The sequence below is a fragment of the Streptomyces blastmyceticus genome, assembly GCF_039521185.1.
Lineage (GTDB): Bacteria > Actinomycetota > Actinomycetes > Streptomycetales > Streptomycetaceae > Streptomyces > Streptomyces blastmyceticus.
Genome location: NZ_BAAABW010000016.1, coordinates 1 through 25,872, shown reverse-complemented (window position 1 = coordinate 25,872; position 25,872 = coordinate 1). Strand labels below are relative to the sequence as shown.

Here is a 25,872-nt window from a genome sequence, read left to right as displayed (position 1 = left end):
GACGTGTTGGCGTGACCATGGGGAGAGTTGATGCGCATCATTCCGAGCGAGATCTCGAGCAGCACCAGGAGCCGGGCCGAGCGCAGCGTGTTCGCGGCGCTCAAGGCGATTCCTGATGACCAGAGCGTCGCTCTGCACACGGTTCATCTCCCTCAGCACCACAAGAAGCGTGTCGGCGAGATCGACTTCGTTGTCATCATGCCCGACATCCTGCTCTTCATCGAGGTCAAGGGGGGGCGGGTCCACCAACGCGACGGGAAGTGGTACTACGGTCCGCCCGGTCGCGAGGAGGGCCCGAAGGAGAGCCCCTTCGCGCAGGCCAGTGGGGGTATGCATGAGTTCGAGCGGGAGATCGGGGCCCTGGTCGGCGACTTGAGGAACCAGGGCATCCCCAGCGGATACCTCGTCATCACCACGGACGTCGACATCCCACGCACGACCGAGTTCGAGCCGCAACAGTACCTCGGCGCGACCGCGTACGACGGTGGACGTGGTCTGGCACAGGGAATCGAACGAGCCATTCGCTTCTGGCTGGCGCGGAACTGGTGGGCCCGAACCCCCGTGTCAGCCACCCTGCGGGGGAAGATGCTCGGGGCCATCCGCCCCGATTTCGACCTCGTACCCAATCTGCAATCCCGGCTGACTCACCTCGATGTCGCTTTCGAACGGCTCACGAACGAGCAGCTCGACAGACTCGACGAGCTGGAGTCCAACTCACGTCTCATCTGGACCGGTGGGGCAGGCACGGGTAAGACGTTCCTCGCCGCCGAGGCGGCTCGCCGCAAGTCTGCTACTGGCAGCGTTCTGTTCACCTGTGCGAGCACCACGCTGGCTGCCCACATGGACCGGGTCCTCACCAGCGACGCGATCACCGTCCTGCCGTTCGACCGGTTGGACGAGGTTCAGAACCGAACCTTCGACCAACTGATCGTGGACGAGGCCCAGGATCTGATGACCATCGAGAGTCTCGACACCCTGGAGAAGCTGGTCTCGGGTGGCCTCGGCGATGGCCGATGGATCTTCATGCTCGATCAGAACAACCAGGTACTGGCTCCGGAGGCCTATGATCCTGACGCCTGGGAATATCTGCGCCCTCTGGGCTTGGTGTGCGGACCTATGAGGCGCAATTGCCGTAATACCGTGCAAATCGTGGACGAGGTCCGCCTCTACACGGGCGCCGACCTGGGCGTCGCCTCCGCGGGTGAGGGTGAGCAGGTCCGTTTCGCCGACGTGCACGACGCATCTGAGGAGGCCTCCACCCTCGACGCCTACGTGAACGAACTCGTGCAGGAAGGTGTCTCGCTGCGGGACGTCACGTTGCTGTCCGCCTCCGGCGACTGGGAATCGAGCTCGGCCCGTTTGTCCCAGCGAGCCACGAAGATCGAGCGATTCGCCGACGTGGTCGGGACTGATCGCACGAAGCACCGTCTCACCTGGTCGTCCGTCCTCGACTTCAAGGGCCACGAGAACCACGTCGTCTGTCTGATCGACCTCGAACCCGAACACCTCGAGGGCCGCCTCGACGCGCTCTACGTCGCCTGGACCAGGGCTCGCGCCCAGCTCTGGGTGGCCTGTCGCCCCGGCACCCGTCGGATATTGAAAGACTTGGGAGTGGCCGGGCTGATTCGAGAGGGACGTCTCAAGTGAACGACTCTGCATCACGGCTCGCCGATCACCGAGGCGACTTCGTGAAGTACCTTCGTAAGCAGTTGGTGGGCCCGGCCGTCGCCGCCGACGAGACTCTCGTCGACCCTCCTGACCGGCGCTACCTGATGGGCACGTTGTATCCGCGTGGCGCCTCCTTGTTGGAGCACTCGCAGGAAGACGGCGAGCAGGATTTCAACGAGACGGCGGCCGGGAGCGGAGAAGAGGACAGCTTCGCCGACGATCCGGTGGCCGAGGCGAATGCATGGCTTCCGTCCTCTCTCGGCTTCTCCTTTTTCACCAACGCCCGTTGCATCGAGGTGACATGTGGGGCCTCCCGCTACGTGACGTATCGCGACGGCGGGCGGCGCAGCTGGCGAAGGCAACCGCGACTCTCCACAAAAAAGACCGTTGCTGTGGAACAGACGACCCCGATCTCTGTTCTGGACGGACACGGTCGTCTGCATGTCCGGTGGCGCCCCTTCGGCACCGGACATCTCGTCACGTGCGTGTTGGCCAACGCGCATGACGAAGAGGAGAGCACGTACAAGGACCGCGATCTGATGCTCTTCCAGGTCGAACTGGAGGCGAAGACACTCGGCGGAACGATCCTCGAGTATCCGAGCACCCGTCTCAACAGCCGAGACGAGGAGGAGCAGGAACTCCGCGTCCAGTACCGGCATATCGTGACCAGGGCCGTGGGACACGGGTGTGCCGTCGAGTGGGACGACGAAACCGACCAGGTCACCACTGTGACAGCGGAGGTCATGCCTCAGCAGGTGGTCGAGCACATCAAACCCGACGGGCCCAAGGACCTACCGGTGCTCAACCTCGCTCATCTTTCCCAGACCGGGCTCACCACGGACGACCTCCGGGCCGAGCTGCACTCTTTCGTCCTCGGCTATCGCAAGTGGTGCGACACTCAGCAGGCGGAGGCCGAGTCCCTGCGGCAATGGGCCGCCGCACCCGCCGAACGCATCCTCGAGCGCATCAGGGGCGCGCTCGACCGCATGGTGTCAGGGGTGGAGGCACTCACCGCGTCGACGCCGTCGGGAGCCAAGGCACGCGAGGCGTTCCGCCTGGCCAATCGGGCCATGGCGCTCCAAATGCTTCACAGCCGTCCGGAACTGGCCGGCAGCCGTCGCCGCAGGGACAGCGAAGTACTCGAACTGACCGAGCCCAGTGGCGACCATGCGTGGCACCCGTTCCAGCTCGCGTACTTCCTGCTCGTGGTCGAGGGTCTGATGAACCCTGAGCACGAGGACCGCAAGACGGTTGACCTCATCTGGTTCCCCACGGGCGGAGGCAAGACGGAGGCGTACCTCCTCACCGCCTGCTTCGAGATTCTCTGGCGCCGGCTGCGGTTCGGCGCAGTCGGGGGCGGCACGGCCGTGCTGAGCCGATACACACTGAGTCTGCTCACCACGCAACAGTTTCAGCGTACGGCGACGGCCATCTGTGCCCTGGAATACATCAGGAAGGGCCACGACGGGCCGTTGCCCCACGACCTCGGGCAGGAGCCCATCTCCATCGGACTCTGGGTGGGCAGGGACACGACGCCGAACAGGATCTCCGCTGCGCAGGACGAGCTCGGGGCCCTGAAACAGATGAACGCACCGGATGATCGCTTTCTACTGGAACGCTGCCCCTGGTGCGGCACCGAGATTGTCCCGGAACGACAGGGACGGGAGCGGGACTTCGGCATTCGGGCGGACGGAGTCACCACCTCGTTCTTCTGTCCGCGCGACACCTGCGTCTTCCACGAGCAGCTTCCGGTGTCCGTCGTGGACGAGCAGATCTACAAAGAGCCTCCGACGTTTGTACTCGGCACCGTGGACAAGTTCGCGCGACTGGCGTGGGAACCGGAGGCCGGAAACCTCTTCGGCAGAGACGGCAGGCGCGCCCCCTCGCTGGTCATCCAGGACGAGCTGCACCTGCTGGCCGGCCCACTGGGGACGACGGTCGGTCTGTACGAGTCGGCCATCCTCGAGCTCTGCGCCCGAGGCGGTATCGTGCCGAAGGTCATCGCGTCGACAGCGACGATCCGACGCTCGGAGGATCAGATCCGCAGCCTCTACGGTCGTCCCGCGCAGCTCTTCCCCCCGGCGGGGATCAAGGCCGGTCACTCCTACTTCGCCTCGCCCGACAAGGACAAGCCTGGACGTCTGTACGTAGGTGTCATGGCACAGGGACACACCGCCTCGACATCGACCGTTCACGTAGGGGCCGCCGCGTTGCAGGCCCCGAACGAGATCTGTGACGACGACACCCTCCGCGACGCGTACTGGACTGCGGTCGCCTATCACAACAGCCTGCGGGAACTCGGACGAACCGTCACGATCGCAAGGGACGACATCCCTGCACGTCTCGAGCACCTGACGAAAGACGACAATCGGCGGCGCAAGCTGAACGACGACTCGGTGGTCGAGCTCACCAGCAACATTCCGCGCGCTGCTCAACCACGACTCCTCGAGCGTCTGGGCAAGAGCTTCAAGGAACGCGACAGCGTCTCGTTCCTCGCTACGACCAACATGCTCTCCGTGGGCGTCGACGTTCCGCGTCTCGGCCTCATGCTCATGAACGGACAGCCCAAGACGACATCCGAATACATCCAGGCCACCAGCCGCGTCGGCCGGCGCCATGTACCGGGACTGATCGTCACGCTCTTCCGCTCGACCAAACCACGTGACCGGTCCCACTACGAGTCGTTCGGTGTCTACCACCGCTCGCTCTACCGGCACGTCGAACCGACCAGCGTCACACCGTGGTCCATGCCCTCTCGTAACCGAGCCTTGCACGCGGCGCTCACCATCCTCGTGCGACATGGAATCGGCCTGTCCGCGGAGAACAAGGCCGGGGACATCCTCAATCACACGGACGAAGTCGCACGGATCCGTGACCTCGTGGTGGACCACGCGCGGCGAGCCGATCCTGACGAGGCCGGTGCCGCAGCCGAACAGCTGGACTCTCTGATCGAAACCTGGAAGCAAGAGGCCGAGATCGCTCGTGGCGAGGGCCGCCGTCTTTACTACCAGCCTCAGGGGCGAGGGCACACATCGCTCCTCACCGACTTCGGCAAGCAAGGTGGCCTGTGGGAGACAGCGCAGTCGATGCGCAACGTCGACCGGGAGTGCCTCATCGCCGTGAGAGGAGCATGAAGGCGATGAAAGACATTCGTCGTAAAGTCCGCAGGGCGCAGACCATTGTTCCCTTCGGTGTCGGCGGGATCATCGACATCCGAGGTGAGTCGTTCGTAGCCGCCGATATTCGGAGTTGGGCAAAGAATGCCGAACAGGTGGAGTCGCCTCGACTTGCAAAGAAATTGAGGGTTGAGGGCTTCCGCTCGGCCCCCGTCATCCCTTCCGGGAAGGCTGCCTACGCTACCCGCACCGGGCCCTCGTACGTACGGTTCCCCAAGTGGTTGTTCTGCCCTCAGTGCAGGGAAATGCAGCTCTGGCGCCCAGACCTCGAGGTGCGGGACAAGCAGCCGACCTGCGGGCGGTGTACGGGAAAACCGCAGCTGGCCCCAATGCGTTTCATCCAGGTGTGCAGGGCAGGCCATATGGCCGACATCGACTGGCGTAGATGGGCTCACTCCAAGAGTGCAGGGCATGATCAGCGCCAATGCCAGGTTCGCCGTCTTCGGTTCGTCGCCACTCCTGATTCGTCTGGGCTGGAAGCCCTGCTCGTCTACTGTGCCGTCTGCCGGGCCGGTCGCACTCTGGCAGGCATCAGCCAGAAGAACATCCTCAAGCAAACGGGCTTGCAGTGCCCCGGAACCCACCCTTGGCAACCCGAAACCGATGAGGCGGATCCCTGCGAGGAAACGCCCCAGGCGGTACAGCGCGGCGCTTCCAATGTGTACTTCCCGATCACGCACTCTGCGCTCGACATCCCCGCACCTGCGGGCCTGTCCGAGGAAGACGAATTGGCGCAGAGAGTCGTCAATCACCGTCTGTGGCCGGACTTCAATGCTTCGGGGAGTAGTCCGATATCTGATGCCTTCGGGCAATTTATTGCCAACGAGTGCGAGGTTTCAGAGGAATTCGTGGAAACATTGCGACGGCATCATGTCGACGAGACTTCGTCGACTCCGTTGCCGGCCGGTTCGGATGATGATCTCAGTATCGCCGAATGGGCGGCTTTTTCTGCCCCGGAATCCGTCGCCAACTCGAAGACATTCTCCGTGCGTCGCACCCACCTCGGGATCGGCCACGACGATCCTGAGTCCATGCAGGAGCTGGCTGTAGGCATCTCCGCCGTCGTCGTCGCTGACCGGGTGCGCGAGGTGCGTGCGCTCCAAGGATTCTCACGGTACGAACCCAGCTCCGACGACGGCGAAGGAGACGAGGGCGGACGCGTCGTTTCGGTCAACACGCAGACCCGGGCCCAATGGTTGCCTGCCGTGGAGACCTACGGTGAAGGAATCTTCATCGCTGTCGACGAGGAACGCGTGAGCACCTGGGAGAAGCTCCCGTCGGTGCGCGACTGGACGCGACGGATCGAGCGCAACCTGGATGCCTCTTTCAAGGTCGACCGTCTGAGAGGGAAATCAGGTCCGGAGCTTCTCCCTCGATTCGTGATGCTGCACACTCTGGCCCATCACTTCATTCGCCAACTGTCATATGACAGCGGGTACAACGCAGCCTCGCTACGGGAACGTGTCTACGCCCGGAGCCACGACCCTGGCAGCGAACTTCCGCCTCAAGCCGGCGTGTTCATCTACACAGCCGCCGGGGATGCAGAAGGGACGCTGGGCGGGCTCGTCCGACAGGGGCAACCGCCGAATCTCGTTGAGACTTTGATCCGGTTGCTCGAATCGGCGCAGTGGTGCTCGCAGGACCCTCTGTGCGCGGACTCGACGGGTAGGTCTCTGGCCAATCTCAACCGTGCTGCCTGCCATGCGTGCACGCTTCTTCCCGAGACATGCTGCGAGATCGACAACTCCCTTCTGGACAGAACACTGTTGATCGGTGACGGTGAGGTCCCGGGATTCTTTCGGGGAGTCGTCCAGGCCGCGCTCGAGGAATCGGCCGGAGCTGTCGATCTGACATGAAGATCCCCTCCCTCCTGGACCTCGAGATCGAGCAGCAGGCCGTCATCGATCTTCCGTTCCACGGACGACACGTCATCACCGGGACACCTGGTGCCGGAAAGACCGTGATGGCCGTCTACCGTGCCTGGGCTCTGGCGACCGTCGGTCGTGACGTCGCCCTCTTCACGCGCTCCAACCTGCTGCATCAGTACCTCGCTCAAATGGCGCCGGACCTCACGGAAGCTCTCAACGTCACCACTTACCACCGGTGGATCAGGGATTTCTGGCGCCGGCGCTTCCGGACCGATCCGCCACAGACCGACGAGGACGGTTGGCTCTACGACTGGATCGAGATGCAGCGGGACTGCATCCTGCAGGGGGTCAGGTCGACCGCGCATCTGGTGATCGACGAGGGGCAGAACCTGCCTGTCGCCTTCTACCGGTTGTGTCGAACCCTTGGCGTCGACGTCACCGTGTGCGCAGACGAGAACCAGCGGATCGGCGACGATCAGAGCACCGTGTCCGAGATATGCCGGGCCCTCGCCACGCGGGCCGATCCACTCGTGCTGCGCGAGAACCGTCGGAACAGTCGGGAGATCGCGATGCTGGCGTCCGAGTTCCGCGAGGAGGCCGGGGATGAGATTGCCTTGCCGACACGCGTCGGTCGTACACCCACTGTCCTGAAGGTTCCCTCGATGGAGTATCTCCTCACGGGTGTTTCCCAGTACTTCAACGCGCATCCGGAGCGAAGTATCGGAATCATTTGCAGGTCGACCCATTTGCTGCGGGACATCCAGAGCAGACTCACGCACCTCGGGCTTGCCAAGTACACCCAGGCCTATGCACACGATGATCAGTACCGGAACGCCATCGACTTCTCGGTGCGCCCCATCCGAATCGTGAGCGCGGCCAGCATGAAGGGCCTGGAGTTCGACAGCGTCTTCGTGCCGGACCTGGACGCGTACACAGAGGACCCGACCAGTGTGGACGCGCGTCTTCGCTTCTTCGTGCTGTGCACTCGCGCCCGCGAGGATCTCCACTTCGCTCACCGCGGACCCCAAGAGCCCGCCATCTTGTCGAGCATCCCGAAATCCCTGTTGGTCCGACACGCCGGTTGATCTTGTAGCGCGATCCTGCCGCCCCTGGACATCCTGGAGAAACAGACGAGGCGCGGTGCTCTGGGAGCGGCTAGCCTCCTCCGCTAGTTAGTGCCCCCAGGCCCCCACCCCTGCCCCGGCGCCCACCCACGAACCGGTACCGGAACAAACGGCCGCGGTACCGCCGCCGACGCCTGGGCCAGCGCCGGCTGAGCCACATGCTTTCGCTGCCACAAGTGGTGGAGAAGCTCCTGCTCGCGCGCCGGGAAGTCGGCGTCCGCCGTGCCGTTGTTGGCGCGCTGGCGGAGGAAGGCCAGGGAGGTCGCGAAGGAGATGTACTCCGCGACCGTGCGGGCCGCTGTGGGGCCGCCGGTGCGGCGGGCCAGGTCGCGGGCTATGCCTCGGGCGCGCATGGAGGAGAGGGCCAGCGGCTCGGGCGGAGTGAGCCAGCCGGCGGCCTGGTACGCGGGGAGGTGGGTGCGGATCGTGCGGAGTTCGTTCTGGCGGGACCAGATCGTCAGCCAGGTTAGGACGCCGAAGACCGGCACCATGAAGAGCGCGTAGACGGCGAAGAAGCCGAGGGGCGACAGGGACGCCGAGCCGTTCCAGCAGCCGTGCAGGACCATCGCGGTCAGCAGGGCGGCGAGCGGTACGAGGACGCGGGCCACGCGGCGGCGCGGGGCGAAGGTCGCCGCGATGCCGAAGCCGAGGCCGGTCATCGACGTGAAGAGCGGGTGCGCGAACGGCGACATCAGCACGCGGACGAAGAACGTCGCGGCCGTCGTCGAGGGCACCCCCGAGTAGCCGAAGCTCTGGTCGGAGGCGAAGGCGTTGCCCAGGTAGAGGATGTTCTCGGTGAAGGCGAAGCCGGTGGCCGTGATGCCGGCGAACACCACGCCGTCGACGATGCCGTTGAAGTCGCGGCGGCGGAAGAGGAACAGTAGCAGCACCGCGGCCGCCTTGGCGCTCTCCTCCACCACCGGCGCGACGAACGTGGCACCCCACTTGTCGGCGTCGGCCCGCTGAGTGACGTCGACGGTGGTCAGCAGCCACTTCGTGGCGTAGCCGTTGGCCATGATCGCCACCAGGGTGGCCGCGCAGGCACCCCAGGCGAAGGCGAAGACGAGGTTCCGCCACGGCTTCGGCTCGACCCGGTCCATCCACCGGAACGCCGCGACGAGCAGCGGCACGGGCAGTACCGCGAGGCCGAGGCCCACCAGGAAGCCCTCGGTGCCGGTCTGCTCGCGGACGAGCGCGAGGATGACCAGACCGCTGAGGGCGAGCAGCAGGATCAGCGCACCCGCGCGTACCGCCTTGTTGTCCCACAGGGCGCGCCGCGGCTTGTACCGCCAGCCCTCCGGCGAAGGCATCGCGGTGAAGCTCGGCTGCTGGCCGTGGGCGGGCGCCGGCCCGGCGATCGGCTGCTGGTGGGGCGGGGAGTCATGCACCCGATGACCCTAACCAAGGGCCGGTGCGGGTAACCGACGGTTCCGACCACGGCCTCGGCCCTCGGCCATGAAACACGTCACCGTCGGGATGCCTTCCGGCGGGCGTCGTCCTTCGGAGGATGACGCCCGCCCGAGGATCAGGCCGCGCGCCGCCGGAACATCAGGTCGTGCACCACGTGCCCCTTGTCGAGCCCCTGGCCCTCGAACCGCGTCAGCGGACGGAACTCGGGGCGCGGTGCGTAGCCGCCGTCGGGCTGGGTGTTCTCGAAGTCCGGGGCGGCGGAGAGCACCTCCAGCATCTGCTCCGCGTACGGCTCCCAGTCCGTCGCGCAGTGCAGCACCGCACCGGGCGCGAGCCGGGTGGCCGCCAGCGCCAGGAACTCCGGCTGGATCAGCCGGCGCTTGTGGTGGCGCTTCTTGGGCCACGGGTCCGGGAAATAGACGCGCAGGCCCGCGAGGGAGTCGGGGGCGAGCATCTCGCGGAGCAGGATGATCGCGTCGCCGTTGGCCACGCGGACGTTCGTCAGGCCGTTCCGCTCGGCGAGACCGAGCAGATTGCCCTGGCCCGGGGTGTGCACGTCACAGGCCAGGATGCCGGTGCCGGGGTCGGCGGCCGCCATCTGCGCCGTGGCCTCGCCCATGCCGAAGCCGATCTCCAGGACGACGGGCAGCTCCGGGTCGCCGAACAGCTCGCCCAGGTCGAGGCGGCTCAGGCCGTCGATGTCCAGGCCCCACTTCGGCCACAGGCGGCGCAGCGACTCGCCCTGGCCGGTGGTGACGCGGCTGCGGCGCGGCTGGAAGGAGCGGATGCGGCGCTCGTGGTGGGAGCCGGCCGGGTCCGCGGCGGGTCCGGCCGGGAACTTCGGCTCGCGCGAGGTCCGCTCCGCGGCGGTTGCTGGGGTGGGGGAGAGGTTCTCAGACACAGTTCTTCCATAGTACGGGCGGGGCACGGGGTGGTCCCGGGCCCCGAATTACGGGCCTGGGGGTACGGGTACGCGGTGGCGGTGGCGGTGGCACGTATGGGGCGTGCGCCTGCGGCGGGCCTTTTCCCCCACCCCGCCCCTTCCCGAAACTGGGGCGCGTGCCCCAGACCCCCGGCTGTCCCGCCGTTGCCGCCTGCGGCGGGAGCTCCCTGCGGGAGCGTCCTCAAACGCCGGACGGGCTGAATTCGCGCACCCCGAAAGATCAACCCAACCCCCTCAACACCCTCCGTGCCACCTCCCTCCCGATCGGGAGGGACGCCGTCGCCGCCGGGGACGGTGCGTTCAGGACGTGGACCATTCCGGGCGACTCCGCGAAGAGGAAGTCGTCCACCAGCGTGCCGTCGCGCAGGATCGCCTGGGCCCGTACGCCCGCGGGGGCCGGTATCAGGTCGTCCGGGGTCACGTCCGGCAGGAGGCGGCGCACGGCGTCGGTGAAGGCGCGCTTGGAGAGGGAGCGCCGGACCTCGCCCGCGCCGTAGCGCCAGTGGCGGCGGGCCAGGTGCCAGGAGCCGGGGTACGCGACCGTGCCGGCGAGCTCGCCGGGACGTACGGCCCGGCGGTCGTAGCCCTCGCGCGCGAGGGCGGGAACGGCGTTGGGGCCGAGGTGGACGGTGCCGTCGATGCCCCGGGTGAGGTGGACGCCGAGGAAGGGGAACGCCGGGTCCGGCACCGGATAGACGAGGCCGCGCACCAGCTCCGCGCGGGCCGGGGCCAGCTCCCAGTACTCCCCGCGGAAGGGGATGATCCGCATGCCCGGGTCGTCGCCCGCCAGCCGGGCGACCGCGTCGCTGTGCAGCCCGGCGCAGTTGACCAGGGCGCGGGCGCGCAGGACCTCGCCCAGCGCCGTACGGACCGCGATCGCGGGGCCGCGCCGCCCGATGACCTCGACCCGGGCGCCGTACCGCACGGACGCGCCGGCGTCCTCCGCGAGACCGGCCAGGTGGCGGGCCACCGCGCCGTAGTCGCAGATGCCCGTCGTGCCGACGTGGATGGCGCCGAGGCCCCGTACGTGCGGCTCGTGCTCCGTGATCTGGGCGGGGCCCAGCTCCCGCACCGGGATGCCGTTCTCCCGGCCGCGCTGGGCCAGGGAGTGCAGTCGGGGCAGCTCCGCGTGCTCCGTGGCGACGATCAGCTTGCCCGTGACCTCGCACGGCAGGTCGTACTCCGCGCAGAACTTCACCATCTCCGCCGCGCCCTGCACCGCGAACCGCGCCTTGAGCGAGCCCGGGCGGTAGTAGATCCCGCTGTGGATCACACCGCTGTTGTGCCCGGTCTGATGGAGCGCGGGCCCCGGCTCCTTCTCCAGCACGATGACGCGCGTGCCCGGTGCGGCGCGCGTGATCGCATACGCCGTCGACAGGCCCACGATCCCGCCCCCGACCACCAGCACATCGCAGTCGTACGCCCTCACCAACGTCACCTCCCCGCGCCGACCGGACACCCGCGACCGAGCACCCGGCGACCTCGGCGCCTCACCCACACCCCCCATCATGACCTGCGCCACTGACAACGGATCGAAACCCAGGTCAACCGGGGGACCGGGCCGAGATGATCACGGGCGGGGAAAACCGGCCGAGTTGGGCGGAAAGGGAGGAAGCCGCCGCACCGCCTCAGCCGTACGCCGCAGCATCACCTCAGCCGTACGCCGCCGGGCCGGACCTCGGCCGTACGCCACCGGAGCCGCCCGCGGCCGCGCGCACCCCGCCGGACCTCACCCGTGCGCCACCAATAACGGCCGGGCCCGCTCCCGGAGCTCGACCACCCGCGGCTCGTCCCCGTACGGCTCCAGGCGGTGCAGCAGATCCCGTACGTACTCCGTGGTGCGCGCCGAGGAGATCCGGCCCGCGACCTCCACCGCGCGCGTACCGGCCGCGCACGCCGCGTCCAGATTGCCCGACTCCAGCTCGGCGACCGCCGACACCACCAGCCGCAGCCCGTGCGACCGTACGAACTCCTCCGTCGGGCGCGACAGCGCCTGCTCCGTGAAGCGCTGCACCTGCCGCGGCATGCGCAGGTCGCGGTAGCACTCGGCGGCGTCGGCCGCGAACCGCTCCTGGGTGTAGAAGTCCAGCCAGGAGGGGTCGGGATCGCCCGTGCGCGCCCGCTCCAGCCATCCCTCGGCGGCCTTGAGCGCCGCGCCGCAGGCCGGTGCGTCGCCCGCCTTCGCCTGCGCCCGCGCCTCGACGAGCCGGAAGAAGCTCATCGTGCGGGCGGTGGCCAGCCCGCGGTTGCGCTCCAGCGCGGCCTGCGCGAGGTCCACGCCCTCGTCGGCGAAGCCGCGGTAGGTCGCCTGGAGGCTCATCGAGGCCAGCACATAGCCGCCCAGCGGCACGTCGGCGGCCGCGCGGGCCAGCCGCAGCGCCTGGATGTAGTAGCGCTGCGCGGCCTCCTGCTGACCGGTGTCGAAGGCCATCCACCCGGCGAGCCGGGTCAGTTCGGCCGTGGCGCCGAACAGCGAGCGGCCCACCTCGTCGGTGTACGAACCGAGCAGCAGCGGCGCCGCGTCGACCCGCAGGCACTCGGGCACCATCGACGAACGCCAGTCGCCCCCGCCGTATTTGGAGTCCCAGCGCCGGGCGTCGTCCGCCGCCTCCCGCAGCTTGGTCACGTCGCTGTGGCCGACCCGCTGCACCGGGCCGCCCTCGGGGCCGCCGTTCTCGCTCTCCCGGGCGGCCTGGTGGGCCTCGCGGGCGACCGAGCCGTCGGCGGGGGTTATCAGCCATCGTGACGCGGGCGTGGCATAGGCGCTGACGGAGAAGGATCCGGCCAGGCTCTGCCAGATGCCGCCGCCCCCGCGGCGACCGGCGAGATCCAGCCGGTACAACTCCGTCGCGGAGCGCACCGCCTGGCCGACATCGCGCGGAAAGGAGAGCCCCACCTCGGGCGCGGGGTCGGCGTCCGCGAGGCCGATCTCGTGCAGCGGCACCGGCCGGCCGAGCTTCCCGGCGATCGCCGCGGCGATCAGATGGGGGGCCGCACCCTGCGGGACCATGCCCTTGGAGACCCAGCGGGCCACGGAGGTCTTGTCGTAGCGAAGCGTCAATCCGCGCTGCGCACCGAGGTCGTTGACCCGGCGCGCGAGACCGGCGTTGCTGATTCCGGCGAGGACGAGGACAGTGCCGAGCTTCTCGTTCGGCCCGCGTGGCTCCCTGGACATGCGCACCCCTCGGCAACAGCGACGCCCGCCCCGGCATAGGCACGAGGCATTCGTAAACCCAGCGTAGTTCCCCGCATCCCGACCGTTAAGAGGTGCTGTCCCGGATGGCGGGATTCTGGTCCGTGCGCGCGTGCACCGAGGGGCACGTGCTCCGGTTGTGTGGGGCTGTGCGCCCGCCGTGCGCTCTGTCCACGCCATCCCAAGAGCGCTTCCATGGAAGGCGCGTGGGTTGGCCCGCTGCACTGGATCCAGTGGGCTGGGGGAGCCGCCGCCTCATTCCCCGCGGGCGGCGGAGCGGTCCGGGGGGCGGTCAGCCGCCTCCCGGACATGCACATGTCCAGCCGGGACGCCCATGGACGCCTGCCGGACGACCGGCACTTGCGACTCGAAGCACTGCGCGAGTGCGCCCCGCCGCGTGGCCGCCCCGGAGATTGGCCGGTTCTCGCCGCCCGGCGCCCCGGGACGCGGAGCCGTCATCTCCCCGCAACGCGCCACGCGCGTACACGTCGGGTTCCTCCGCCCCCAGTCGTGACAGCATGGCCCCTGCAATGGGCATGACGGTCCGACACCTCGCGCTGCCGCAAGCCGAGTTGAGGCCCGAGGGCGTGACCGGTGTGTCGCGTTCTTCGTTGTCGTCACCGTCGGTCCGCTGTGCACGATGACGGAATCCGTTGGTTGTCCACAGCCTGTGGAGGCGCGATGCGCTGGTTGGTGGGGTGGAGCAGCACCGCCTCAGGGACCGGTCCACGCGCCGCGCCGCGCCACGACGACAGCGGCCCCGAGCGCCTCGACGGCCCCACCGTCCACCCGGTCGGCGCCCAGCTCCTGTGGGGCGACCCCGCGCCCCTGTGGGCCGTCGGCGACTGGCGCCCGGACGAGGTCCGCGTCGTCCAGGCCGACGCGGTCACCCGGCTCGCCGTGTTCGGTCGCTGCGGCGCCACCGACGGCGAGCTGGGGGCCGGGCTGGTCGCGGCCCGCGGCGGCGCCCTGCGCCACCTCACGGCCTGGCCCGGCAGCTATACGGCCGTCGCCCAGGTGGGACGCCGCCTCACCGTCGCGGGCGACCTGGCCGGCGCCCGGCCCGTCTTCCACACGGCCTGGGCCGGGGGCACCGCCTACGCCACCGCCGCGCTGCCGCTGGCCGACCTCATCGAGGCCCAGCTCGACGTCGGCCACCTCGCCGCCCTGCTCGCCTGCCCCGACTCCCCGGAGGCACTCGGCGACGGCACGCCCTACATGGGCGTACGGCGCGTGCCGCCCGGCCACGCGCTCGTACTGCGCGACGGCGCGCGCGAGATCGCGGGCTACGAACCGACCGCCTCGCTCGCCGTCGCCGCGCCCCAACTCGCCCCGGAGGAGGCCGTCGAGGGCATAAGGGACGCCCTGGTCGACGCCGTACGGGCCCGCCTCGCGGCCCCCCGCCATGCGCCGGAGGGCGGCCACCTCGACCCCGGCCCCGTACCCGGCATGGGGCCCGCGCAGCGCCGCGCCGCACGCGGCGGACCGGCGCCCGGCATCGGCGCCGACCTCTCCGGAGGCAGCGCCTCCGCCACCCTCGCGCTCCTCGCCGCAGGGCTCCCCGGAGTGGCCGGCATGCACGCCGGGAGCGGCAACGGCGCGGGCGAACGGCTCCTCGCCGTCACCTTCAACGACCTCGCCGCGGACGGCAGCCGGACCCGCGAGGCCGAACTCGACCGGGCCCGCGCCATCGCCGCCGACCCCCGGCTGCGCCACGTGGTCGTCGCCGCGGGCGAGGAGGCCCTCCCGTACGCCGACCTGGCCGGCGGCCCGCTCACCGACGAACCCGGGCCCTCCCTCGTCACCGCCGAACGGCACCGCCGCCGGCTGTCCGCGGGCAGCGCCGACCACCTCGTCGGACACGGCGCCCGGCAGGTCCTGGACGCCCATCCCGCCCGGCTCGCCGACCTGTTGATGGACCGTCGGCGCCGCCACCTGCTGCGCCCCGTATCGGCGCTCGCGCGCGCCGACGGACCGACCACGCAGTCCCTGTTCGTCCCCTTCACGGTCTACCGCGCGGCGCGCCGCCTGGCCCGTACGTCCTACCGGGAGGGCCTGGAGGCCGCCGCCGGACAGCTCCTGGCGCTCGACTTCCCGGTCCTGGACGACCCTGTGGACGCGGCCGGGCCGCCCGGTCCCGGCGGGGCCGTGGACGCCTCGCTCGCCGCCCTCACCTGGTGCAGACCCGGCCCCGCCGCGCGCTGGCTCACTGGCGAGGCGCTCGCCGAAGTATCGGTTCGCCTCCAGGCCGCGGCCGTCCGCCCCCGGGGCCTCCTCCAGCGGCCCGGGGAACGGCGCGCCGCCGCGGCACTCGCCCGCCACGCGGCGGACCACCGCATCTTCGAACAGGCCGCCGAGGTCCGCAGCCAGCGCCTCCACGCCCCCTTTCTCGACAACCAGGTCGTACGAGCCTGCCGCGCGCTCCCCGAAGCGCTCCGTGTGCAACCGGGGGCGCGCGCATCCGTGCTGCGCGCCGTCCTGGCGGGCTCCGGTGTCCGCGAACTCCCCCCGGGCTGGGGCGCCACCTCGCACGCCTCGCACGCGGCAGCCGTACGCGCCGGCCTCCGCGCGTCCGTGGGACAGCTGCTGGAACTCTTCGACGCGCCCCTGCTGGCGGACGCGGGCCTGGTCGAGGCCAGGGTCGTACGGTCCGCCCTCCACGCGGCGGCGGACGGCCGGGCCCTGCCGCTCGACGGCCTCGCGGAACTCGTCTCCACCGAGGTCTGGCTCCGCCGCCTCCTCGCCCGCCGCGGCACATGCTGGACGGGCGCCTCACCACCCCGCCAACGCGCGGTTGCGGGAGGAATGGAACCGAGGGGGAGCTTGTGAGGGGCGGGCAGTTCAGCCCGTGGGGGCACCTCCCAGCGGTAGCTGGGGGAGGTTGAGGACGCGCCCGGAGGGCGCTCCGCCGCAGGCGCAACGGACCCGCGGCCGGGGGTCTGGGGCACGCGCCCCAGTTGCGGGAAGGGGCGGGTAGGGGAAAACCCCCACCACCTAGCCGCAGCTGATCCGCGCCCGGGCCCAGTCCGCCACCGTCATCGAATCCATGACGCTCACCGGCGAGACGACCAGCCGAACCGTCCGATATCCGGACAGCGGCACATGCACAGGCACCGCCCCCTCACCCGCCCGCACCACATCCGACTCCCACAGCCGCGTGCCGTCCCCGTAGACGGAGAACCGCGCCGCTCCGAAGCCGAACGTCAGGTCGTCGACCCCCACCACCGCGTCGTACGCCGTGCAGGACCGGTTCAGCTCGACGGTCACCGACGACGCCGCGCGCATGCTCACACCGTCGCCGTACGCCTCACCACCGATCCGCAGCCCGTACCGCTGCCACAGCCAGTTGCTCTCGTACAGCCGCACCTCCGGCTTCGTGCCGTCCCCCACACCGCCGTACGTCAGCTCGTTGAGCTGATAGACGGTCACGGGCGGGGCCGACACCGGGGGCGTGGGCTCCGGGGGCGGCGCGGGCGGCCGCGGCACCGAGGGCGTCGGACGGGGCGCGGGAGGCGGGGTCGGCCGGGGCGACGGGGGAGTGGCCACCGCCTCCGGCGCAGGCTGCAAGGTCGTCTGCTGCGGCGGAGCCACGGGGACCGGGGCGGCGGGCGCCGCCTTCCGTACGGGCTCCGGCGACGGCGTCGGCCCGTTCGCCGGAGCGGTCGCCACCGGCCCGGCCGGAGCCTTGGCCCGCGGCGCGTGGTGACGCGCGGGGGAGCCGCCCATCAGGGCGTACGCGGTGACGGCACCGGCCGCGACCACCGCGCCCGCCGCGATCCCGATCTTCGCCGGCGCCCCCAGCCCCTCACTCGCCGCGGCGCCGCCCGCGCCCCCGCCCGCACCGGAGCCGGCCGTGCCCCCGCTCGCGGCCGCCGCCACCCCCGCGCCCGCCGCCGTACCGGCACCGGCCGCCCCCGCGGCCAGGCCCGCGGCCACCTTGACCGAGAACCCGGCGGCCAGCCACCCGATCACCGCCACCGGAAGCAGCGCCCGCAGCCGGGTGTTGACGTCGGCGACCTCCAGCGCCGCCGTACGGCACCGGGCGCAGTCCTCCAGATGCTTGCGCAGCCCCCGCTCGGCCCGCATCCGCAGCCCGCCCCGCGCGTACGCGCCGAGTCGGTCGGCATAGCGCGCACACGCCCCACCGGACGTGAGCGACGTACTCACATGGGCCTGCAGATACGCCTGCTTCAGCCCCTCGCGCGCCCGGTGCGCCAGCACCGCCGTGGCGTTGGCCGTCAGACCCAGCAGCGGCGCGACCTCGCTGGGCGTCTCGTCCTCGATCGTGGTGTGCCACAGCACCGTCTGCCATCGCTCCGGCAGGCTGCGGAACGCCTGCACGGCCAGCGACTGCTCGGCCTCCCGCATCGCCAGCACGTCCGCGCCCAGGTCGAGCGTGTCGTCGTCCGAGGCCAAGGACGCGCGCGCCGCCGACGCGGCGAAGACCGCGAAGTCCTCGATCAGCTGCTCCCGGCGCGTGGTCTTCGCCCACGCCGCCGCGACCCGCCGCACTGTCGTCAGCAGATACGCCCGCACCGCCGCGTTGGGCCCCGCGCCGCCCCGCACTGCCTGCAGGGCGTTCGCGAAGACCTCATTGGTGAGATCCTCCGCGGTGTGGTCGTCCCGGCAGCAACTGCGCGCGTACCGCCGCACCGCGGCCGCGTGCCGGCGGTACAACTCCTCGTACGCCACGCTCTCACCGGACCGCATCCGGGCGACGAGCTCGATGTCGGACGGTGGTACGTCGACGATCGGCTCGTCGAGAGGCGCGTCGGAGACGGGTACGTCGGCAGGCCGCATGCCTGAGGCCGCACCGTCGCCCGACGGTGTGCCGGACGAGCGCGCACGCGACGACCGCCGCGCGTGCGAGGGGCGCGCACGGCCGGGCCGCGCGCCGGACCGCGAATCCTGCGGCGTCGAGTCGGCCGACCGTGAACCGACGGGCCGCGTTTCACCCGACGTTTCACTCAGCGTTTCACTCGACCGGTGATCCACCGACGAGGAATCCGCCGACGAGGAATCCGCCGACCGCGTCCCGATCGGCCAGGGATCGCTCCGACTGAGCTCGCCGGACCGCGCGGGAAGCTCACCCGACGGCCCGTCACCGAGCTGTGGGTTGTCCGACTGCCGGTCGGCCGGCCATGCGCCGGCCGGCCACGCCTCGGCTCCCGCGCCCTTACGGGTGGCCCGGTCCCCCTCCCGCTGCTGAGGCACGCTCGGACCGTCGGGGGAGCCGCGCCCGGACATCCGGCGAGAGGGCGGTGAGCCTGCTTCCTCACTCCCGCGTCGTTCATCCCGGCCGTCAACGCCCATAGCGGCGGCCCCTGTACACGCCAGCGCACCCGAACACCGTAGAAGCGTGGCACAGTGTCGGCCGTCACCACCCCGGCATGCGCATCAACCACTCGTCCGGGGCGTCCCAGGGCATGCGGAGCACTGGCGGCCACCCGAACGGGGAAGGATTTCCCGAACGCGCCCAAGGCGACTTGGGCGCGCCCGTCACAGAAACGCTCGCCCGAAGGCTTCGCGGGTGACTACTCCGACGGCCGGGACCGCAGCCCCTCGAGGAGGATGTCCAGCAGCCGCGAGGAGGCGGCCGCCTGCTGCACCGCGTCCGGCAGCGAGGGCGCGGCCGTCGCTATCACCAGCAGCACATCGGCGACCGTCACATCGGCGCGCAGCTGACCCGCCGCCCGTGCGCGGTCCACCAGCCGCCCGACGACCTCCAGCAGTGCCGCTGCGCCGGAGTCCTCGCGCTCGGCGACCGGAGCCGACCGCTGCTCGACCAGCCGCAGTTCATGCAGCTGGCCCCCGGTGACCCCCGGCTGCCGCTGCTGCGGCACCCGGGCCTCGATCTGCTCCTCGGCCTCCACGTCGACGCCGACGCGCAGCACCTGCGGCGGCAGCAGCCGCCCCGCGCCCGAGGCCACCGACGTGCGCAGGAACCGGGAGAGAGCCGACCACGGCTCGTCCTCCTGGCCCAGCGCCGTACGCGCCTGCTCGGTCAGCCGAGCCGTCTCCTCCTCGGCTATCCGCCGCACCAGTACGTCCTTGCTCGGGAAGCGGCGGTACACCGTCCCGACACCCACCCGGGCCCGGCGCGCCACGTCCTCCATCGGCGCCCCGTACCCCAGCTCGCCGAAGACCTCGCGAGCCGCCCGCAGGACATGTTCGAGGTTGCGCTGAGCGTCCACGCGCAACGGAGTGCTCCGGCCGCCGTTGGCGTCGGCGGACGCGACAGCGGTCGACCAATGAGAGCCCTGAATGTGCATATGTGATCCCCCGGTTATGACGTCTCCCCCCGGAGACTCCCCGCCCTGACTGTCGGAGCACGTCTCTGACACCCCGACGAAGTACGAACATAGTTGAGCCCAGGTCAAGAAAGAAGGGGTAGTTCCGCACAGGCCGTCCCCGATTGGAGTACGAGCCTCACCCGCCCCGTTTCCGCACCACCCCACAACCCCATGACATCGGGGCTGACCTGCTCATTTGTTCCTCGAACCCAGGCCCAGGCCATGGAGGGATCAGCTCCGCGGCCGGTCATACATTTCGCAGGGCCTGTGGACAAACGCCCGTCGGCGGTGCGTCATGGGAAGAAGCTGTGCCCGGCCGGGCGACCCGGCACCCCGGCCGCGGACCCCCTCGGGCCGGGCGACATCGCGAGGAGGGGCCCTGGTGAAGGAACCGGCGCGCATTCTGATCGTCGGCGGCGGCTACGTCGGGATGTACACCGCTCTCCGGCTCCAGCGAAAGCTCAAGCGGGGCGAGGCCCACGTCATCGTGATCGACCCCGAGCCGTACATGACCTACCAGCCCTTCCTCCCCGAGGCCGCGGCCGGCTCCATCTCGCCCCGCCACGTCGTCGTCCCGCTGCGCCGCACGCTGCCCAAGTGCCAGGTCGTCATCGGCGAGGCCACCTCCATCGACCACGCCAAGCGGACCGCGACCATCAGCACCCTCGCCACCCGCGAGGACGGCACCGGCGCCATCGAGGTGCACTACGACGAGCTGATCCTCGCGCCCGGCTCCATCTCCCGCACCTTGCCGGTGCCGGGCCTGGCCGAGCACGGCATCGGCTTCAAGACGGTCGAGGAGGCCATCGGCCTGCGCAACCACGTGCTCGAACAGATGGACATCGCCTCCTCCACCCGTGACCCCGACGTCCGCGACGCCGCCCTCACCTTCGTCTTCGTCGGCGGCGGCTACGCGGGCGTCGAAGCGCTCGCCGAGCTGGAGGACATGGCCCGCTACGCCGCCCGCTACTACCACAACGTGCGGCCCGACGACCTGAAGTTCGTCCTCGTCGAGGCGTCCGGCCGCATCCTCCCCGAGGTCGGCGAGGAGATGGGCCGCTACGCGCTCCGCGAGCTGCGCGGCCGCAACATCGACGTACGGCTCGACACCCGTCTGGACTCCTGCGCGGACCGGATCGCCGTCCTCAGCGACGGCTCCCGCTTCCCCACCCGCACGCTCGTGTGGACCGCCGGCGTCAAGCCGCACCCGATCCTCGCCGCCACCGACCTCCCGATCGACGAACGCGGCCGTCTCAAGTGCACCGCGGCCCTCACCGTGGCGGGCGTCGAACACGCGTGGGCCGCGGGCGACGCGGCGGCCGTCCCGGACGTCACGGCCGAGGAGCCCGGCAAGGAGTGCGCCCCCAACGCCCAGCACGCCGTCCGCCAGTCCAAGGTCCTCGCCCGGAACGTCCTCGCCTCACTGCGCGGCGAACCGCTCAAGGACTACGCCCACAAGTACGTCGGCTCCGTCGCCTCGCTCGGCCTGCACAAGGGCGTCGCACAGGTCTACGGAAAGAAGCTCAAGGGCTACCCCGCCTGGTTCATGCACCGCGCCTACCACCTCAGCCGGATCCCCACTTTCAACAGAAAGGCGCGCGTCCTCGCCGAATGGACCCTCACAGGGCTGTTCAAACGTGAGATCGTCTCGCTCGGCTCGCTGGAGAACCCGCGCGCCGAGTTCGAACTCGCCGCGGACACCGGCCGCCACCCCGAAGCGAGTTGAGGCAGGTCCCGGCCCCGTGGCGGAGCCGGGAACTCCCCGACAGGGGGCCGACGTCTGACGAATGTCAGTCCCGTCGGCCACACTGGTCGTGTGACCATGGGTGGGCTCGTATCTGCGAAGAGTAACGACGACGAGGATCCGGACGTTTGCAGCATTCCCCCGGGGACAGGCCCCCGTACCGCCAACCGCGGCCCCGCGCCGGGCGCGCGGCTCAGCCAGGACACGTCGCCGAGCTGGCCCGGAACGACTCCGCGAGGTAACCCTCTGTGAACTTCACCCGCTGGAGCGCCCGACTCCCAGGAACGCAGCGCCGAGCCGCCGCACGCGCCGAACGCATGGAGCGCGCCGACCGGGCCGCCGCACCCCAGCCCACGCCCGCGACCGCCGGCTCCGTGCCCGCCGCCCGCGCCGAGACCACGCCGTCCGCCCCGCCCGGCCCCGACGATCCCGTCCCCAGCCTCGCGGGCCTCTCCGTCCACGACATCCTCGGCCAGGTGCCGGCACTCGCCGTCGTCGTCTACGGCCCCGACCACCGCGTCGCCTACGTCAACGACGCCTACGCCGCCCTCTTCGGCCCGCGCACCCCCGGCGCTCCCGCCCGCGAGGCCCTCCCGGAGCTCACCGAGCTCGGCCTGCTCCCCCTCATGGACCAGGTCCTGCGCAGCGGCAGGCCCCGCACGGTCAAGTCCCGCCGCGTCACGGCCGACGCGCGGACCACCGGCCCCGACACGCCGACGGGCGCCGAGACCGACACCCGCCACGGGTACTACACCTTCACCTGCTCCCCGATCGAGGTCGGCCCCCACGACGCCACCCAGCCGGGCGTGCTCGTCTTCGCCGCCGACGTCACCGACCAGGTCGAGGCCGCCGAGCGGCTGCGCGCGAGCGAGCGCCGCCAGCGCGAAGCCGCGGTAACACTCCAGCGGAGCCTCCTCCCGCAGGAGCTCGAACAGCCCGACGACCTGCGCGTCGCCGCGACGTATCAGCCCGGCGGCAAGGACACCGCCGTCGGCGGCGACTGGTACGACGTCATCACCCTCGGCGCCGGCCGTACGGCACTCGTCATCGGCGACGTCATGGGCCGCGGAGTGCGCGCCGCGGCCGTCATGGGCCAGCTCCGCACGGCCGTCCGGGCCTATGCCCGTCTCGACCTGCCGCCGCACGAGGTTCTCCAGCTCCTCGACGGCCTCGCCACCGAGATCGACGCGACACAGATCGCCACCTGCGTCTACGCCGTCCACGACCCCAACGAGGGCCGCCTCGTCTACGCCTCGGCGGGCCACCTGCCCATCCTCGTGCGCGACCCCGACGGCACGGTCCGCCGCGCGGCCGAGCCCACCGGCCCACCGCTCGGCACCGGCGGCTGGGTGCACACCTCCGGCACCATGCCCCTCGGCCCCGGCTCCAGCGCCGTCCTCTATACGGACGGCCTCGTCGAGCGGCGCAACGAGGACATCTACGAGGGCGTCGAGGCCCTGGAGCGCGCCTTCTCCGGAGCCACCGGCTCGCCCCAGGTCATGTGCGACCGGCTGATGCGCGCCCTCGGCGTGACCGACGAGCACGACGACGACGTCGCCATGCTCGTCCTCCAGCACCCCGCCCGCACCGGCCACGACGCCGAGCTGTTCCACAACGCCGCCCTCGAACTGCTCGGCGGCATCGAAGCGGCGCCACGCGCGCGTGCCTTCGCCTCGGGCGTCCTGGTCAGCTGGCGCTTCCCGACCGAGCTGCGCGACCTGGGCGTCCTGGCCGCCAGCGAGCTCGTGGCCAATTCCCTCCAGCACGGCACACCGCCCATGCGGCTGCGGCTGCGCCGCACGGACCGCCGGCTGATCATCGAGGTCACCGACGGGGACGACCACCTGCCCCGCCGCCGTCGCGCCGAGCCCGCCGACGAGGCGGGGCGCGGCATCTCGATCATCGCGACCATCGCCTCGTCCTGGGGCTCACGGCGCACACCGGGCGGCGGCAAGGCCGTCTGGTGCGAATTCGCCCTCCCCGCGGGTCACACATGACGAGAGCGGCTGTGGCCCGGAAACGTTTCCGGGCCACAGCCGCTCTCTCGTATATATGTGCAGCGAATTTATGCAGTGAGACCGTGTGCCTGGGGGAGGCATCACACAGAGACGGGCATCCGATCGGTCTCCTCGACAACCACGGCCTTCTCCGCAGTCCCGGTACGCGCAGCGGACGCTCGCAGCGGGGTCTCCTGCTCCGGGGTCAACCGGCGGCCCATCCGCAGCGCCAGCGCGCTGATGCCGAGCGAGCAGACGATCAGCATCGCGATGTACGCGACGTACATCCCGCCACCGGCCATCAGACCGCCCACCGCGGGGCCCACCGCCAGCGCCAGCTGCTTCACCAGGGCGAAGGCCGAGTTGTACTGACCGACCAGCCGCGCCGGAGCCAGGTCCGCCACCAGCGGGGCCATCGTCGGCGACAGCATCGACTCACCGATACCGAAGAGCGCGTACGTCGAGATCAACAGCGCGGTCGCCACACCATGCGCACCCGGCACGAGCCCCGAGACGCCCGCCGCGATCCATGCCACGGTCCAGATCAGCCCGACCAGCGCGATCACCCGGCTGCGCCGCCGCCGCTCGACCAGCTTCAGCACCACGAACTGCGCCAGCACTATGGCAGCCGTGTTCGCTGCGAGGGCGATGCCGAGCGTCGCGGGCGAGATCCGGGTCACCTCGACGGCGAACGCCGCGAGCCCCGACTCGAACTGCCCGTAGCAGGCGAAGAACATCACGAAGCCCAGGACGCACAGCTGCACCATGGCCCGGTCCGCGAACAGGGACCGCCACCCGCCCTTGGCCGACTCGTCGGTCGGCACGGCGTCCTCGACCTTGGGCACCTTCGGCAGGCGTACGGTCGCGATCGCCGCACCCAGCACCAGGAACATCGCGGACTCGATCGCGAAGAGCCGCACGAAGCTCGACGGGTCCGACGTGTCCACGAGCTGCCCGCCCAGCAGCCCGCCGACGCCGAGGCCGAGGTTGTTCAGGAAGAACTGCATCGCGAAGGCGCGCGAGCGCGTGGTCGGCGTCGAGCACCACACGATCATCGTGGCCAGCGAGGGCTGGATCACCGCGATACCTGCACCGAGCGCGGCGGCCGCGGCGACGACGAGCGACTGGCTGTCGGCCAGGCCCAGGCCCATGGAACCGATGGCGGCGGAGACCGTACCGGCGATGGCGACGGGCAGCGGGCCCCGCCGGTCGATGACCCGACCGGTGAGGGGCAGCACGACGAGCGCGGCCACGGCGAAGGTCGCGAGCACGATGCCGGCCGTACTCGCGCCGAGGTTCCGCACCTGAGACACATAAATGAACAGGAACGGGACCGTGAAGCCGTTGCCGAACGCGCTCAGCGCGTTGCCCAGCTGGATCCGGCGCAGTGCTGCGCCCATCGCGGTGGTCACACTCACCTACCTAGGTCGAGAGAAGAGGATGGGACGGAGGCGGACAGTCCAAGCCTGAAGACTTCAACTGTAAACTTCGAAGCTAAACAGTACACATCAAAGGGCTTTAGCACCAATCAGTCGTGTCATACTGCGGCTCATGGCTGACACCCCCGGCACCCGCGAGCCGAGCCTCGACGAGCAGATCGCCGCCTACCAGCGCGAGTTCCAGGACCTTGATCCCCAGGTGGAGAAGGTCGTCTCCGCCCTCAGCCGCCTCAACCGGCGCATGAACGTCGCGTACGGGCGGCAGACGGCGGAGCTCGGACTGAGCAACGCGGAATTCGAGGTCCTCAAGGCGCTCGTCCTCGCCGGCGACCCCTACCGCATGGGCCCCGGCGACCTCGCCAAGCGACTCGGCCTCACCCCGGCCGCGATGACCCACCGCATCGACCGCATGGTCGCGGAGGGCCTCGTCACCCGAGAGCGCGACGAGAACAACCGCGTGCGTGTCATCGTCGGCATCACCGAGGACGGCCGCGCCAAGTGGCTCGAGGCGATGCGGATGGCCTCGGTCTTCGAGGAGGAGCTGCTCCAGGACCTCACCGGAGAGGAGAGGGGCAGGCTGGGCGAGATGCTGACCCGCCTGCTGCGCCGCGTGGAGAAGGCCCAGCCGGACGCCGGCGGTCGGCTCAGCGACCTGGACTGAGGCCGTACGGGCCCCGGCACCTGGGCTGTTGACACGGGTGGGGGTCATGGGTAATGTTCTCCGGGTTGCCACACGGACCGCACGGTTCTGAGGCAGCCACTCACGCCGCATCGGTGGCAATCTCTACTTGTTTGACCCCTGAACGGGATGGATTTCGGCGTGCCGAATTCCGGACCGGGTTCCGATTAGGAGCCGCCGGGGAAATACGCTAAAGTAGTGATCACGCCGGAAGGCGCGAGAAACCCCGCTCCAACAGGGGGCCGGAAACGGAATTCGGACCGGAAACGGGCCGGAAAACGGATCTGGTAAGGTTGGAAACACGAAATACCGAAGGGAAGCGCCCGGAGGAAAGCCCG

15 protein-coding genes are annotated in these 25,872 nt (G+C 70.3%); 8 read left to right on the top strand and 7 right to left on the bottom strand.

Annotated elements, in window-relative coordinates; all coding sequences use genetic code 11:
* The first annotated feature begins 30 nt into the window (after positions 1 to 30).
* From ABD269_RS13940 to ABD269_RS13925, 4 genes are read left to right on the top strand one after another with little or no spacing between them, the layout of a single operon-like run.
* Positions 31 to 1,647: an NERD domain-containing protein gene (locus ABD269_RS13940; RefSeq protein ID WP_344118169.1), complete on the top strand. Its 1,617-nt coding sequence runs from the start codon at positions 31 to 33 to the stop codon at positions 1,645 to 1,647.
* On the top strand, positions 1,644 to 4,802 hold the full coding sequence (locus tag ABD269_RS13935; protein ID WP_344118168.1) for a helicase-related protein: 3,159 nt from the start codon (positions 1,644 to 1,646) through the stop codon (positions 4,800 to 4,802). Before ABD269_RS13940 ends, ABD269_RS13935 begins: the two co-directional genes overlap by 4 nt.
* On the top strand, positions 4,799 to 6,700 hold the full coding sequence (drmB, locus tag ABD269_RS13930; RefSeq protein WP_344118167.1) for a DrmB family protein: 1,902 nt from the start codon (positions 4,799 to 4,801) through the stop codon (positions 6,698 to 6,700). Before ABD269_RS13935 ends, drmB begins: the two co-directional genes overlap by 4 nt.
* The gene (locus ABD269_RS13925) at positions 6,697 to 7,797 is read left to right on the top strand and encodes a DEAD/DEAH box helicase (protein WP_344118166.1); all 1,101 of its coding nucleotides are present in this window, start codon (positions 6,697 to 6,699) and stop codon (positions 7,795 to 7,797) included. The genes drmB and ABD269_RS13925 overlap by 4 nt, the downstream gene beginning before the upstream one ends.
* Before the next feature lie 83 nt (positions 7,798 to 7,880).
* Here ABD269_RS13925 and ABD269_RS13920 read toward each other — a convergent pair whose 3' ends face one another.
* From ABD269_RS13920 to ABD269_RS13905, 4 genes are all read right to left on the bottom strand, one after another.
* A complete protein-coding gene (locus tag ABD269_RS13920) occupies positions 7,881 to 9,224 on the bottom strand; it encodes a PrsW family intramembrane metalloprotease (RefSeq protein WP_425572892.1) in 1,344 nt (447 codons plus the stop codon).
* 137 nt (positions 9,225 to 9,361) lie between these two features.
* Positions 9,362 to 10,147, bottom strand: a complete 786-nt coding sequence (trmB, locus tag ABD269_RS13915) for a tRNA (guanosine(46)-N7)-methyltransferase TrmB (protein ID WP_301886486.1) — start codon at positions 10,145 to 10,147, stop codon at positions 9,362 to 9,364.
* A gap of 262 nt (positions 10,148 to 10,409) precedes the next feature.
* Positions 10,410 to 11,618, bottom strand: a complete 1,209-nt coding sequence (lhgO, locus tag ABD269_RS13910) for an L-2-hydroxyglutarate oxidase (RefSeq protein WP_344118165.1) — start codon at positions 11,616 to 11,618, stop codon at positions 10,410 to 10,412.
* 300 nt (positions 11,619 to 11,918) lie between these two features.
* A complete protein-coding gene (locus tag ABD269_RS13905) occupies positions 11,919 to 13,364 on the bottom strand; it encodes an NsdA family TPR-like regulatory protein (protein WP_301886500.1) in 1,446 nt (481 codons plus the stop codon).
* 699 nt (positions 13,365 to 14,063) lie between these two features.
* Between ABD269_RS13905 and ABD269_RS13900 the strand changes: the two genes are divergently transcribed.
* Positions 14,064 to 16,211: an asparagine synthase-related protein gene (locus ABD269_RS13900; RefSeq protein ID WP_344118164.1), complete on the top strand. Its 2,148-nt coding sequence runs from the start codon at positions 14,064 to 14,066 to the stop codon at positions 16,209 to 16,211.
* Between the two features lie 165 nt (positions 16,212 to 16,376).
* On the opposite strand, the gene ABD269_RS13895 is transcribed toward ABD269_RS13900, so the two are convergent.
* The gene (locus tag ABD269_RS13895) at positions 16,377 to 18,182 is read right to left on the bottom strand and encodes a sigma-70 family RNA polymerase sigma factor (protein WP_344118163.1); all 1,806 of its coding nucleotides are present in this window, start codon (positions 18,180 to 18,182) and stop codon (positions 16,377 to 16,379) included.
* Between the two features lie 734 nt (positions 18,183 to 18,916).
* On the bottom strand, positions 18,917 to 19,654 hold the full coding sequence (locus ABD269_RS13890) for a TetR/AcrR family transcriptional regulator (protein WP_301886503.1): 738 nt from the start codon (positions 19,652 to 19,654) through the stop codon (positions 18,917 to 18,919).
* 403 nt (positions 19,655 to 20,057) lie between these two features.
* On the opposite strand from ABD269_RS13890, the gene ABD269_RS13885 reads away from it, so the two are divergent.
* Together ABD269_RS13885 and ABD269_RS13880 are read left to right on the top strand one after the other, a co-directional pair.
* Complete coding sequence (locus ABD269_RS13885; RefSeq protein WP_425572891.1) at positions 20,058 to 21,401, top strand: NAD(P)/FAD-dependent oxidoreductase; 1,344 nt, start codon at positions 20,058 to 20,060, stop codon at positions 21,399 to 21,401.
* A 266-nt stretch (positions 21,402 to 21,667) separates the two neighbouring features.
* Positions 21,668 to 23,416 (top strand): ATP-binding SpoIIE family protein phosphatase, encoded by a 1,749-nt coding sequence (locus ABD269_RS13880; RefSeq protein WP_301886505.1) that lies wholly within the window; start codon positions 21,668 to 21,670, stop codon positions 23,414 to 23,416.
* A gap of 101 nt (positions 23,417 to 23,517) precedes the next feature.
* Here the strand turns inward: ABD269_RS13880 and ABD269_RS13875 are convergent, their stop codons facing one another.
* Positions 23,518 to 24,828, bottom strand: coding sequence for an MFS transporter (locus ABD269_RS13875; protein WP_344118434.1), 1,311 nt, complete (start codon positions 24,826 to 24,828; stop codon positions 23,518 to 23,520).
* 139 nt (positions 24,829 to 24,967) lie between these two features.
* On the opposite strand from ABD269_RS13875, the gene ABD269_RS13870 reads away from it, so the two are divergent.
* A complete protein-coding gene (locus ABD269_RS13870; RefSeq protein WP_301886506.1) occupies positions 24,968 to 25,516 on the top strand; it encodes a MarR family winged helix-turn-helix transcriptional regulator in 549 nt (182 codons plus the stop codon).
* Positions 25,517 to 25,872: the final 356 nt, after the last annotated feature.